This window comes from Psychrobacter sp. (genome assembly GCF_049295055.1).
In the GTDB taxonomy this organism is placed as follows: domain Bacteria; phylum Pseudomonadota; class Gammaproteobacteria; order Pseudomonadales; family Moraxellaceae; genus Psychrobacter.
Map to the genome: position 1 here is coordinate 54253 of NZ_JBAQQF010000047.1, position 13678 is coordinate 67930.

10 protein-coding genes are annotated in these 13678 nt (G+C 42.6%); 7 read left to right on the forward strand and 3 right to left on the reverse strand.

The features are described 5' to 3' along the window. Positions 1 to 103 precede the first annotated feature (103 nt). Positions 104 to 1108, reverse strand: a complete 1005-nt coding sequence (locus WAZ74_RS06545) for a hypothetical protein (protein ID WP_422307045.1) — start codon at positions 1106 to 1108, stop codon at positions 104 to 106. Between the two features lie 229 nt (positions 1109 to 1337). On the opposite strand from WAZ74_RS06545, the gene WAZ74_RS06550 reads away from it, so the two are divergent. From WAZ74_RS06550 to acnD, 5 genes are all read left to right on the forward strand, one after another. Then, positions 1338 to 2363 carry a LysR family transcriptional regulator gene (locus WAZ74_RS06550; protein WP_422307047.1) on the forward strand — a complete coding sequence of 342 codons (1026 nt, stop codon included), beginning with the start codon at positions 1338 to 1340 and terminating at the stop codon, positions 2361 to 2363. Between the two features lie 293 nt (positions 2364 to 2656). After that, on the forward strand, positions 2657 to 3925 hold the full coding sequence (locus tag WAZ74_RS06555) for an NRAMP family divalent metal transporter (RefSeq protein WP_422307049.1): 1269 nt from the start codon (positions 2657 to 2659) through the stop codon (positions 3923 to 3925). Between the two features lie 379 nt (positions 3926 to 4304). Beyond that, complete coding sequence (gene prpB / locus WAZ74_RS06560; RefSeq protein ID WP_422307051.1) at positions 4305 to 5195, forward strand: methylisocitrate lyase; 891 nt, start codon at positions 4305 to 4307, stop codon at positions 5193 to 5195. Between the two features lie 142 nt (positions 5196 to 5337). Continuing rightward, the gene (prpC, locus tag WAZ74_RS06565) at positions 5338 to 6477 is read left to right on the forward strand and encodes a bifunctional 2-methylcitrate synthase/citrate synthase (RefSeq protein WP_422307053.1); all 1140 of its coding nucleotides are present in this window, start codon (positions 5338 to 5340) and stop codon (positions 6475 to 6477) included. Positions 6478 to 7074: 597 nt separating this feature from the next. After that, the gene (acnD, locus tag WAZ74_RS06570) at positions 7075 to 9720 is read left to right on the forward strand and encodes a Fe/S-dependent 2-methylisocitrate dehydratase AcnD (protein WP_422307091.1); all 2646 of its coding nucleotides are present in this window, start codon (positions 7075 to 7077) and stop codon (positions 9718 to 9720) included. Between the two features lie 114 nt (positions 9721 to 9834). Here the strand turns inward: acnD and WAZ74_RS06575 are convergent, their stop codons facing one another. Then, entirely contained in the window at positions 9835 to 10125 is a 291-nt protein-coding gene (locus tag WAZ74_RS06575; RefSeq protein ID WP_422307055.1) for a type II toxin-antitoxin system RelE/ParE family toxin, read from the reverse strand. Between the two features lie 17 nt (positions 10126 to 10142). Beyond that, positions 10143 to 10364 (reverse strand): TA system antitoxin ParD family protein, encoded by a 222-nt coding sequence (locus WAZ74_RS06580; RefSeq protein ID WP_068404729.1) that lies wholly within the window; start codon positions 10362 to 10364, stop codon positions 10143 to 10145. A 101-nt stretch (positions 10365 to 10465) separates the two neighbouring features. On the opposite strand from WAZ74_RS06580, the gene prpF reads away from it, so the two are divergent. Then, a complete protein-coding gene (prpF, locus tag WAZ74_RS06585; RefSeq protein WP_422307060.1) occupies positions 10466 to 11707 on the forward strand; it encodes a 2-methylaconitate cis-trans isomerase PrpF in 1242 nt (413 codons plus the stop codon). 77 nt (positions 11708 to 11784) lie between these two features. Next, entirely contained in the window at positions 11785 to 13638 is a 1854-nt protein-coding gene (locus WAZ74_RS06590; RefSeq protein ID WP_422307062.1) for an ABC transporter ATP-binding protein, read from the forward strand. Positions 13639 to 13678 lie beyond the last annotated feature (40 nt).

Here is a 13678-nt window from a genome sequence, read left to right on the forward strand (position 1 = left end):
TTGGTATGAGCGATAGATTTGACCGATAAACAGTACCAAAGCACAGCTTTATCGCTGTTGAAGATTAAAAAATGTGATTTACATGCTACCTATACATTCAACACTAATCATTGGTCTCACGATATAAGGTGCTTTGCGATTCTTCTCTGAAATCATCGTACGTAATGGCGGGATCAGTATTCAGGTCTGCTGCTGGTTTGTTTGTGCCATCTACATTACTGGCAGTATCTTTGTTAGCATCGTTTACTATAGCTGTTTGAGGTGCTGACGTTGATGGGTTTGATGTATTAGGAGCACTGGCATCAGATGGTTTGCTTTCATCTATCTCGACTCCTTGTTCTATACTAGCAACAGGCGTATTATTTTCTGAAAGCGTTGGGGTTACGCTAGCGCTAGCAGGCGTGCCAGCGCTATCAGATTCTTTAGAAGTGGTTGCAGTCGACAAGACACCGGTAAAAAGAAGTGTGAATACGATAGCAGCAATCAATAATGAACCGAAAATCATTCCAATAATAAGTGGCTTCTTACTAGTTGCCAGCTTATCTTTTGATTTTATGTTTTTTTTGTTTATAGGCTCTTCAAGCGCCAATACTGCTGCATGCTGAGTTGATTGAGTGATTAGGTTTTCATTATCGACGCTTTTAGCGATATGAACAGTATTATCATTTAAAACGTTGTCATTCAAAGAATTATCGATATCTGTCGTTAATACAAGATTTTCAGCCTCTTCCTCGTTTTCATCAGAAAAATCCAAGCTAACCGTCGTGCTTGTATAGTCGGATATCTGTAGACTTGAGTCCTCTTGCAAGATATCCTCATCTTGAATGGCAAACAGCTCAAGCTCTGCTGCACTTAAAGGCTCATAAGAGGACAGTTTGTTGGCATTTTTTAACGGTTTTAATGCAGTCTGCTTAGCAGATTTGTCCGCTATGCTCTCTCTATCACTCTCATCATCGTCGGAACTGTCAATAATATCGACGCTTTCAACACGCGTGATAAAACGCTCGTAAATATTATCTTTACGATTGCGCCTACGTGGCTTAGCATTAGCAATTTTAGCTAAATTTGCCTCTAAATCAGCGCTTTGGTTGTTTTTTTTGTCGCTCATGAAGTAATACCAAACCAGTTTATGCCACGAAAAAGCAGATGACTGCTAAAATTAAAGGTAAAGGCTTTTTGTTTGCTAAAGTGTAACACTATCGTTAACAAACAATATAGTGGCTCACCTCTTTAGCTTCAAGCATAATTTTACGGTTGATCCTGTTATTTGTACAAAACAGCCAAAATATTATGCTAGATAAACTTCCATGACATTATAGATAAACGAGCATAAAAAAATGGATCTAAAACAGCTCAATGCTTTCATCGCTGTTGCCGAGCTAAAAAGTTTTAGCGCGGCAGCCACCAAAACAGGATTGTCACAGCCTAGCCTGAGCCGATTGCTCAAACAGCTCGAAACAGATATAGGCGTTATGCTGGTCGATCGTTATAATAGACCGCTACATCTAACAGAAGCGGGCACCTTCTTTTACGATAAAATCAGCACCATACTGACAGAAATGGATACTGTCGTTAGTATGACCCAGCGGCTATCGGTGCCCAGTAGCGAGTTAAACATTGGCTTTGTGCCATCCATTCTGTATGGATTGCTACCTGAAATCATAGCCATGCTTAAGCAGTCCAATCCTGAGATTGAGGTCAATCTCAAAGACATCAGCTCTTATCAGCAAATGGATGCGCTAAAATCTGGTGAAATTGATATTGGTTTTGGGCGCTTTGCCCATCAAGACCCATGGATACAGCAGATACTACTGCGGCATGAGCGTTATGTGGTGGCATTACCCAAAGCCCATCCGCTAGCCAATGTACGTGAGCAGCGTTTAATTGATTTGGCAAATAACCGCCTCATTCTCTATCATCAAACTCATTTGCCTATATCAACGACGGTGGCGCCTGTTGCTAATAAGACCATTAATAATAAGTCTGTCAATAGCAAAAAGCCTAACAGTCTACATAACCAGCCACTATCGACTGAGGCTGTCACCGAACCTTTACTCTATTTATTCGCACAATATGGCATCTCTCCTTTTATGACCACGACAGTCAGTGATTTACAAGTGGCACTAGGCTTGGTTGCTGCTGGCGAAGGCATTACCTTGGTACCTGCCAGCCTAAAAACAGTGCGTACAGAGCAAATTAGCTATCAGAGCCTTATTCATGAAAACGTGACCTCCCCCATTTATCTGCACACACTCAAAGACTTTGTCCATCCGAAAATTCCCGACTTACTGATTGCCATTTATCAGGTATATGAGCAGCGTGGCATTACATACCGTCGGCAAAATTTTGTGTCATCGCTTTAAATTATCAGATATTGGATGAGGATTGTGTTATAAAGAACCGCCAAAAATACTCAATCTTAACGCTTGATATTAGTATTTCATTATGCTAACTATCGGGAATGGCAGCATAAACAAATAGTAATAATAATGTTAATAATCATTCTCCTAAATAGCATCGGTGTGCTAAAGTCGATACGAAATGAATCGTTTTATATTTAAGCCCTATGTAAATTCTATAAAACATTCTCTAACGATCATTGGCAAGCTGACACAGGTAAGTGATAATTTGCCGTTTTAAAAATTTCGAGGAATTCATGACCACACAACCACTCAACGATATTGTTACCCCGCAGCAAGAAGGTTTTAGCTGGCGAATTTTCGGTCCCGGCATTTTAATGGCGACCGCTGCTATTGGCGGCTCACATCTGATTTCATCGACACAGGCTGGCGCGATATACGGCTGGCAGCTGGCGATCATGATTATTCTAGCCAACTTCTTTAAGTATCCGTTCTTCCGCTTTGCTACCGATTATGTCTATGATACTGGCGAGAGCTTAATCGCAGGCTATGCCAAACGCTCTAAAGCCTATCTATGGGTTTATTTTATTTTATCCATTTTATCGGCGGTGATTAGTACGGGTGCGGTGACATTGCTTGCAGCGGTGATATTAGGCTTTATGCTGCCCGCATCTGTAGGACTATCAAGTATTGGCTTAGCAGTCATCATCGTTGCTGTATGTTGGTTTTTTCTGATTGCTGGTCATTATAAGTTACTTGACGGCGTGACTAAGTGGATTATGATTGCGCTCGTATCGGCAACCGTTTTGGCGGTGATGATTGCTGCTGGCAAGCCGACGGTGATGGTTGCTGATTTTGTTCCCGCCTCTCCTTGGAATTTAGCGACTTTAGGATTTATTGTGGCGCTTATGGGCTGGATGCCAGCGCCACTTGAATTCGCTGCTATTACTTCTATGTGGACATCAGCCAAGAGAAAAGCGGACAATACCACTCATCGGCAGGGCTTGCTTGATTTCAATGTGGGTTTCTTAGTCTCTGCTATTTTGGCGTTGTTCTTTTTAGCGTTAGGCGTTTTTGTACAATACGGCTCAGGTCAAGAGATCCAAACCGCAGGTGTCGCTTATATTGATCAGCTGATCAATATGTATACGGCCACTATCGGTGAATGGTCAAGACTACTGGTCGCCTTTGTCGCCTTCATGTGTATGTTTGGCACCACGATTACCTGTGCGGACGGTTACGGACGTGCCAATGCTGAATGCTGGCGCTTACTTAAAGGTGAAGACGAGATTAATAAAAAGCAAATCGCCTTTTGGACCACTTATGCTATCGGTGGCGGTCTGGTGATTATTAGCTTCTTTGCCGGACAATTGGGCGCTATGCTGAAGTTTGCGATGATATCGGCCTTTATATCCGCGCCTATCTTTGGTTGGTTAAACTACTCGCTCGTGAAAAACCATAAAAAACTATCAGCCGGTATGAATGCCTATTCGATAGCAGGGCTTGTATTTTTAGGGGGCTTTACCCTGTTATTCTTAGCCAGCCTTGCCGGTATCCTTGGTTAAAAGTAGCTATTAGCGAGTTTAGTTAATAATAGTGTAGATAGAATAGAAGCCCTTTTAGCCAAACTAAGAGGGCTTTTTTTTGGATATAAATAAAAACGAATAGCTAAAATTGTAACCAAACGTAAATATTAGAGCATAAAAAATAAGGGTTCTTATGGCTTATGAATACTAAGCTTGATAAAGCTCTAAATAGTGGATAGCATTATTTGATTATTGAATAATATTAATATAAATTAAATAATAATTTAAAAATATTAATTAATAGAGTTAAAGCATTACTTTGCAAACATGGATAATTGGGTATAATCAAACACAGCAATCTGATCAAGCTTACAAGCATAACAACGATAAGATTACCCCTCTACGTAAGGACTACGACATGACCCTATCAGCTGGCGCTCGCTTTCGCAGTGCAATTAAACAAAAAAACGATAACAACCAACCCCTACAAATTGTCGGAACCATTAATGCTTATACGGCAATGATGGCAACTCAAGTTGGTCATCAAGCGTTATACCTTTCTGGTGCTGGCGTGGCCAACGCGTCATTTGGTTTACCTGATTTGGGTATGACCAGCCTTGATAATGTCTTAGAAGATGCTCGCCGTATTACTGATGCTGTTGATACACCATTGTTAGTAGATATCGATACGGGCTTTGGCGGTGCTTTTAATATCGCTCAAACCATTAGAAAAATGGAAAAAGCGGGTGTGGCTGCGGTACATATCGAAGATCAAGTCGCTCAAAAGCGCTGTGGTCACCGTCCAAATAAAGAAATCGTTAGTATCTCAGAGATGGTTGATCGTCTAAAAGCAGCCCTTGATGCCAAAACAGACAAAGACTTTGTGGTAATGGCGCGTACTGACGCCTTATCTGTTGAAGGTCTTGACGCTGCTGTTGAACGTGCAGTTGCCTTTCAGGAAGCTGGTGCAGATATGATATTTGCTGAAGCATTAACGGATATTGAGATGTATCGTAAATTTACGGATGTGCTTGATATTCCAGTACTCGCCAACATTACTGAGTTTGGTCAGACCGACCTATATACCACTGATCAGCTACATGGCGTTGGTGTCGATATGGTGCTCTACCCACTATCAGCATTCCGTGCGATGAATAAAGCGGCATTAAATGTGTATCAGCACCTACTTGATGATGGCACGCAAGAAACAGTCGTCGATACCATGCAGACTCGTATGGAACTATACGACTTCTTGAACTATCATGAGTTTGAGCAGACGCTAGACAAGTTGTTTGCTGATAATAAATAAAGTCCTATTTACAACAGTCGTTCAAGTACAGTATTAAAGCTTAAAGCGTTGGCTTTGTCATAGATGACTACAACCAGCGCTGTATTTGAATAACAATCAACAATTCTTATCCAACCAAAGCTACCAACAAAAGGAATTTACCATGGCAGCACACCAAGCAGCACAAAAGGAACTTTCAGGCGCAGGTCTACGCGGTCAAGTCGCAGGCAAGACCGCTTTATCTACCGTTGGCAAATCAGGCTCAGGTCTGACTTACCGTGGTTATGACGTCTCAGAGCTGGCAGACAAATGTATCTTTGAAGAAGTCGCTTATATGTTGTTATATGGCAACTTGCCTACCCAAAGCGAGCTTGATGCTTATCAAACCAAATTAAAAGGTTTACGTGGTTTACCTCAAGCGTTAAAAGACGTCCTTGAGCGTATCCCTGCGGAAGCTCACCCAATGGATGTGCTACGTACCGGTTGTTCAATGCTGGGTAACCTTGAAACCGAACTCGATTTTGCTGAAGAAAATGACCAAGCGGATCGTATGCTGGCTGTCTTCCCATCAATCATCAACTATTGGTATCGCTTCACCCATGACAACGTGCGTATCGAAACCGAAACTGATGATGAGACCATTGGTGGTCACTTTTTACATCTGCTAAAAGGCGAAAAACCAAACGAGCTGCATACCAAGGTGATGAACGTATCGCTTATTCTTTATGCTGAGCATGAGTTTAACGCCTCAACCTTTACTGCGCGCGTTTGTGCGTCGACCTTGTCTGATATCCATTCTTGTATCACTGGCGCGATTGGTTCATTACGTGGTCATTTGCATGGCGGCGCGAACGAAGCTGCTATGGATATGATTGAAGGCTTTAGCTCACCAGATGAAGCCGAAAAAGAGATGATGGCGATGCTGGCGCGTAAAGATAAAATCATGGGCTTTGGTCATGCTATCTATAGTGAGTCTGATCCGCGTAACGTCGTTATCAAAGGTTGGGCTGAGAGACTGGCTGCTGACGTTGGTGATGAGGTACTTTACCCAGTATCCGTACGTTGTGAAGAAGTCATGTGGCGCGAAAAAAAACTGTTCTGTAATGCAGATTTCTTCCATGCTTCTGCTTATCACTTCATGGGTATACCAACCAAGCTGTTCACGCCAATTTTTGTCTGCTCACGTCTGACAGGTTGGGCGGCTCACGTATTCGAGCAACGTGCTAATAACCGTATCATTCGCCCAAGTGCAGAATATACTGGCGAAGATTTGCGTTCAGTACCTGATATCAGCGCGCGTTAATTGATATAGAATTAAGTTATGAATTTGTAGGGTGCGAAATCCGTACCCTGCAAGTATTCAATAAGGTTGAAAGATGATTGTCGCTTACTCAGTTTGGGTAATTATTTTTTTATGGTTATCGACCTTGTTTTTTAGAAGTATAAATAATCCAAATAAACCATTAATGATAGATATCATCATTTATGCCATTTTGACAATTACTTTGCTTTGTTATGGTTATACCGCAATTAGCTTTAAAGCAAATCTTGCTCAAGATACTATGAGTCGGGATTGGTTAGATTCTATGCTTAGCACTTGGATGTTTTTATTTCTGTGTAATATATTTTCTCTAATAACTGTCTGGGTTAAGTTACTATGACCACCCTACCCACCAATGCATGTACGATGGTTATTTGTATTTACAGCAACAATAGGTTTTATGTTTACCATATCTTTAGCCGCATATGTCTAGCATTTTACATACAGCTGCACAGTTTTTTTAGCAAAATTCTATCTTATTGTATGAACAACTTTGCTAAAAGAATTTCAATTTCAGACAAGCTCAAATTCTAACCAGCCAACAGCCAAAGGTACTCTATGGACACTCTAATTCAGCCGATGAATGAGCAATTCAAAAAGCCACTTCCCGATACCGACCTGTATTACTTTGATACTCGCGAAGCCGTCGAGAATATCGAAGCTGGCGCGTATGACAAACTACCGTTTTGCTCAAAAGTATTGTGTGAAAACTTGGTACGTCGCTGCCCACCGGAAGACTTAACAGCAGCTTTAAAGCAGCATATCGAAGGCAAGCAGGACCTTGATTTTCCTTGGTACCCTGCCCGCGTCGTATGTCATGACATCTTAGGTCAGACAGCCTTTGTTGACTTGGCAGGTTTACGTGACGCCATTGCTGAACAAGGTGGCGATCCGTCTAAAGTAAATCCAATCGTACCAACTCAGTTAATTGTCGACCATTCATTAGCCGTTGAACATGCCGGCTTTGAAGAAAATGCTTTTGAGAAAAACCGCGCGATTGAAGAGCGCCGTAATGATGACCGTTTCCACTTTATCAACTGGTGTCAGTATGCCTTTGATAACGTCAACGTCGTACCGCCTGGTAACGGCATCATGCATCAAATTAACCTTGAAAAGATGTCACCGGTCGTACAAGTCGCTAAGGGTAAAGACGGCTATAAAGTTGCCTTTGCGGATACGCTAGTCGGTACTGACAGCCATACGCCAATGGTTGATGCCTTAGGTGTCATCTCTATCGGTGTTGGTGGCTTAGAAGCTGAAAGCGTGATGCTGGGCAACCCATCATATATGCGCCTGCCAGATTATGTTGGTGTTAAGCTAACTGGTAAATTACAAAAAGGCATTACTGGTACGGATTTAGTCCTCGCTATGACCGAGTTCTTACGCAACGCAGGCGTCGTATCTACCTATATTGAATTCTTTGGTGAAGGTGCCCGCAATCTGACCGTTGGTGATCGTGCGTCTATCTCTAATATGACCCCTGAATATGGCGCAACCGCAGCGATGTTCTATATCGATGAGCAAACCATTGACTATTTACGCCTAACCGGTCGTAGTGAAGCGCAAATCAAATTAGTTGAGCAGTATGCTAAGCAAACTGGCCTATGGGCTGATGGCATGGAAACTGCCGTCTATGACCGTGTTCTTGAATTTGACTTATCAGCAGTCGTCCGTAACCTAGCTGGCCCTTCACGTCCACATGCCCGCGTATCCACCACTGATTTGGTTGCTAAAGGCATTGCCCACGCTCCTGAAGATAAATTACCAGAGCCAAAAGATGGGTTAATGCCAGATGGTGCGGTTATCATTGCCGCTATTACCAGCTGTACCAACACCTCTAATCCGCGCAATATGGTTGCTGCTGGCTTGGTTGCTCGTAATGCCAACGCAAAAGGCCTATTACGTAAGCCTTGGGTAAAAACATCATTAGCCCCTGGTTCTAAGACGGTAAAAATGTATCTAGAAGAAGCAGGACTGATGTCTGAGATGCAGCAAATAGGCTTTGATGTGGTTGGCTTTGCTTGTACCACCTGTAACGGCATGAGTGGCGCGCTAGATCCTGATATCGAAAAAGAAATCATCGATAATGATTTATTCACCACTGCAGTGCTATCTGGTAACCGTAACTTTGATGGGCGTATTCATCCGTATGCTAAGCAAGCATTTCTAGCATCACCACCATTGGTTATCGCTTATGCCATCGCCGGTAACATTCGTTTTGATATTGAAAAAGATTCATTAGGCCAAGACCGAGATGGCAATGAAGTTTACCTAAAAGACATCTGGTTTGATGACGAAGAAGTCGATGCAATCGTCGCCAAAGCAGTGAAGCCTGAACAATTCAATGCCGTTTATATCCCCATGTTTGATGAAGCCAAAAAAGATACGGGCAAAGCTTTAAGCCCATTATATAATTGGCGTGAGACAAGTACTTATATCCGTCGTCCGCCGTATTGGGAAGGTAAAATGGCGAAGAAAAACGCCTTAACTGGTATGCGTCCTTTAGCCGTATTAGGTGACAACATCACGACTGACCATCTGTCACCGTCAAACGCTATCTTAGGCGCATCTGCTGCTGGCGAGTACCTAGATACCATGGGCTTACCAAGCGAGGACTATAACTCGTATGCCACCCATCGCGGTGATCACTTGACCGCTCAACGTGCGACATTTGCCAATCCAAAACTGCTCAATGAGATGGTACGTGATGGCATTGATGGTAAAACGGGCGAAGTCATCCAAGGCTCATACGCTAGAGTTGAACCGCAAGGTCAAGTCATGCGCATGTGGGAAGCGATTGAAACTTATATGAATCGTGACCAACCGCTTATCATCATCGCCGGTGACGGCTATGGTCAAGGATCAAGCCGTGACTGGGCTGCTAAGGGTGTACGTTTAGCCGGTGTTGAAGTGGTGGTTGCCGAAGATTTTGAACGTATTCATCGTCAAAACTTGGTTGGCATGGGCGCTCTACCGCTCCAGTTTGAAAAAGGTGTGACGCGTAATACCCTTAATATCGACGGTACCGAAGTATTTGACGTCACTGGTGAAGTATCTGCTGGTGGGTTAATGACGTTGGTTATTAACCGTACTGATGGTAGCAAGCTTGAGGTACCAATCATCTGCCGCTTAGACACGGCTGACGAAGTGAAGATGTACCATGCTGGCGGTATGCTACAGCGCTTTGCTAAAGAGTTTATCGATGGCACATTAGATATTGCGTAATCATCATGAGTTTTGAGTAATTAAAGAGCCGATGTTGTATAGAGTGTCTATATGGCATCGGTTTTTTAATCTTTAGGTATTAAAAATAATGACACTAGCGCTTTATAAGGATAATCAAAGTATTAATTTAACATCACGATAAAAGTTCTCATGTGTGCCAACCATCAATAAGGTGAGGACAAGCTGACCATTATCAATTTGATAGGCCAATAATGTTAGCTGCTTTAGCATCTTAAACTTATAGATACGCACAGAGGATAAATCACCTACTTTCTGTATGCCTAAATTGGGATTATCTATTATGGTACGTACAGCAGCATCTAGATCGGCTTTTTGATTTTTATGTAATTTTTTAACGGCTTTTTTAAAGCTGTGTGATTGAATAACACTTAAAGACTGAGTCATCATTTATCCAAAAAATGTTATCCGAATTCGTAAGGCTCGACCATACCAGCATCCACTTCTGCTTGCGCAATTAATAGTTGGCGGACAAATTCATAGGATAGGTCAGGATTGTCTTCCATAATTTGGCCAATGGTTGCCCAATGTTCTATTTGCTTTGGCGGGGTACGATGTTGTGCTTTAGATATCGCATAGGCTTTATCAACTAGCGCCTTGTTAAGACGTATGCTTGCAGTAGACATAGAACTCTCCTTATTCAAGAATATTAAGCTTTGTGGTATTTTACCACAACTATAAAGTATTAACGAATATCATCCTGATAAACCAATAAAAGGAATGAAAAATGACACAACCAAACACCCCTTTCGCCCCACAAATCTCTGTCCCTGCTACTTATATGCGTGGCGGTACCTCAAAAGGCACCTTCTTTAAACTGTCCGACTTACCTGAGCGTTGCCAAGTTGCTGGCAAGTTGCGAGATAGTTTCTTATTACGGGTTATCGGTAGTCCTGATCCTTATGGTAAGCAAATTGATGGCTTGGGTAATGGTAGCTCGAGCACCTCTAAGACCGTTATCTTATCGCCGTCATCTAGTGACAACCACGATGTTAACTATCTGTTTGGACAAGTGAATATTGCCAAACCTATGATTGATTGGGCGGGTAACTGCGGTAATTTAACTGCGGCGGTTGGTGCTTGTGCGATTAATATGGGACTGGTTGACGCTGCTAAAATTGCTAATAGTATTGATGACAGTGCTGAAAGCGGTATTTGCGAAGTCCGCATTTGGCAAGAGAATATCAGCAAAACTATCATCGCTCATGTGCCTGTCTATCTAGATACACAAGGTAAGGTACAAGTACAAGAAACTGGCGACTTTGAGTTAGACGGCGTGACCTTCCCTGCTGCTGAAGTAAAGATTGAATTTATTGATCCGGTAGACTCGTCAAGCGATATGTTTCCTACTGGCAATCTAGTCGATGACTTTGATGTTTCTGGCTGTGGTTTAAGTTCTGATAGTGTCAAAGCAACCTTTATCAGTGCGGGTATCCCAACTATTTTTATGAAAGCAGAAGATTTGGGCTTTAACGGTACTGAGCTGCAAGGTGATATTAACAGCGATAGCGAGACACTTGCCAAGCTTGAGAATATCCGCGCCAGAGGTGGCGTTGCGATGGGCTTGTTTAAAGATGTTAGTGAAGCGCAAACCAGTCAGCATATTCCCAAGATAGCTTGGGTTGCTCCTGCGCAAAGCTATACTGCCTCTAGTGGCAAAGCCGTTGATGCTAATGATATTGATTTGGTCGTACGAGCGATGAGCATGGGACAATTACATCATGCCATGATGGGTACAGCAGCGGTTGCGATTGCTGCAGCAGCGACTACTCAGGGAACGTTAGTTAACCAAGCCGCAGGTGCAGGCGAATTGATGGAAGTGCGCTTTGGTCATCCATCTGGTACATTATTAGTTGGCGGTAAAACAGAACAAGTCGATGGTCGCTGGCAAGCCAAAAAAGTCTCAATGAGCCGCTCTGCTCGCCGTATCATGGTTGGTGAAGTATTTGTGCCAGCAGATGCCTTCTAAGGTTTATTATTCGTTCGATTAATTTAATACTGATGCTCTGAATAGCTTTTTGATTGCGTTTACTTTACTCTAATAAAATGCCAACTCCTCCTACTCTTAATAAAGCCTCACTTGATAAAAAGCCGCCGCTCAAAAAAACGGAGCGGCGCGCTTTGCTGTGGAATATTCTCAAAAAATTAGCAGTATTTGCCGCGCCTTATAAAACCTTGATTATTGCCACTTTGTTTTTAACCGTGCTGGGTTCCTTTACGGCACAGGTCAATGCCTTTGTGCTGCGTTATGCTGTCGATACTTTGACCGAAATCGCCACCCTTGCCGAGCCTTGGGAAGCAGGTCTGCGTATGCTCGGCATTATCAGTACGGTGCTCTTGACCAAAGAAGTGTTATCAATATTTATATCTTTTGGACAGCGCTTTTATGGTGAAAAGATTCGTATTAATCTCTCTCGTGATTTATCGCAAAAAATCATTGAGCGCATCTTGACCTACCGTATGGCGTTTTATACCAGTAGCGAAAACGACAGTGGTAAACTGCAAACGCGTATCGATTATGGCGTTAGCAGTCTAACCAGTCTGGTGCAAAACTTCTTTATCGATATGCTGCCGCTGTTTGCCAGTGCGATCGTCTCACTCATTATTATGTTTTCGACCAATTTTTGGATAGGCTTGGTCGGTCTTATTATCATCCCGATTTACTTTTTTATCAGTCAAAAACAAGCGCGGCGCCTGCAAGGTTTTCGTCGTGAAATGCGTGGCTTTAGAGAAGCGAAAAGTGGTCTGGTTATATCGTTAATTAATTCTATCAGCGTGGTAAAGTCTTTTGTCCGTGAGTCTATCGAAGCTGAAAAGCATTTAACGATTCAAAAAGATATGACTGATAATCAGCTGCGTATTCGTAGTATTGGCTTCATTTATGATGCAGTCAAAACCTTTATCGAACAGATAGGTGTGGTGGCGATTATTCTACTGACCTCTTATTTCGTGCTAAAAGGTCAGATGACCATTGGGATGATTTTATTTCACGTTATGCTATTTCAAAACGTCGCGGCCCCTATCCGTCAATTACATCGTATATATGATCAAATTAACAACGCGCTGACCTATGCCGAAGGTTTTTTTGAGATATTAGAGGACGACGAGCAAGTTGAAAACATCACTGGTATAAGTAGTAAAGACCTCAAAGGTCATATCGAGCTTAAACATGTTGATTTCACTTATCCTAATGGTACCCAAGCACTAAAAGACGTCAGCTTTACTATTAAGCCCAATCGTATTACCGCGTTGGTGGGCTTAAGCGGCGCTGGCAAGAGCACGATTATTAATCTGTTGGTAAGGTTTTATGAGCCTGACGCCGGCACGATATGCTTGGATGGTCAGAATCTAGCCGACTACGATACCCATGAGCTACGGCAAAATATCGGATTGGTATTACAAAGTAATCACATATTCTCAGGTACGATCAGCGAAAATATTCGCTATGGCGATATGAATGCTAGCGATGAAGATATTATTGTCGCAGCAGAAAAAGCCTCGATACATGAGCAAATCATGTCGTTACCAAAAGGCTATGAGAGCACCGCAAAATCTCTATCAGGTGGACAACAGCAGCGTATTGCGCTGGCACGAATGTTCTTAAAAGATCCGCCTATTGTGTTTTTGGATGAGCCAACGGCTAGCCTTGATGCGATTGCCAGCCAACAGGTGAAGAAGAGCCTAGACTTGATTAAGAAAGACCGTACCGTAATTATGGTGTCGCATAATATTGCCCAAATCATCGATGCCGATGACTTAGTGGTGATAGAAAACGGGCGTGTGGTGGAGACAGGCACTCACGAATCACTATATGAAAACCGCGGCAAATACTTTGAGATATTCAGCGCGATGTCAGATAGTTTAAACTTGGACAAAATCAGTCAAACCTTAAATAGTTAATGTAGGGCGAAATCGTTATAATGCTCACTCTGTGATGCAT

Bases quoted from the DNA above. Each gene is read 5' to 3' on its own strand.
- WAZ74_RS06545 (WP_422307045.1), bottom strand. From the start codon at position 1,108: ATGAGCGACAAAAAAAACAACCAAAGCGCTGATTTAGAGGCAAATTTA.
- WAZ74_RS06550 (WP_422307047.1), top strand. From the start codon at position 1,338: ATGGATCTAAAACAGCTCAATGCTTTCATCGCTGTTGCCGAGCTAAAA.
- WAZ74_RS06555 (WP_422307049.1), top strand. From the start codon at position 2,657: ATGACCACACAACCACTCAACGATATTGTTACCCCGCAGCAAGAAGGT.
- prpB (WP_422307051.1), top strand. From the start codon at position 4,305: ATGACCCTATCAGCTGGCGCTCGCTTTCGCAGTGCAATTAAACAAAAA.
- prpC (WP_422307053.1), top strand. From the start codon at position 5,338: ATGGCAGCACACCAAGCAGCACAAAAGGAACTTTCAGGCGCAGGTCTA.
- acnD (WP_422307091.1), top strand. From the start codon at position 7,075: ATGAATGAGCAATTCAAAAAGCCACTTCCCGATACCGACCTGTATTAC.
- WAZ74_RS06575 (WP_422307055.1), bottom strand. From the start codon at position 10,125: ATGACTCAGTCTTTAAGTGTTATTCAATCACACAGCTTTAAAAAAGCC.
- WAZ74_RS06580 (WP_068404729.1), bottom strand. From the start codon at position 10,364: ATGTCTACTGCAAGCATACGTCTTAACAAGGCGCTAGTTGATAAAGCC.
- prpF (WP_422307060.1), top strand. From the start codon at position 10,466: ATGACACAACCAAACACCCCTTTCGCCCCACAAATCTCTGTCCCTGCT.
- WAZ74_RS06590 (WP_422307062.1), top strand. From the start codon at position 11,785: ATGCCAACTCCTCCTACTCTTAATAAAGCCTCACTTGATAAAAAGCCG.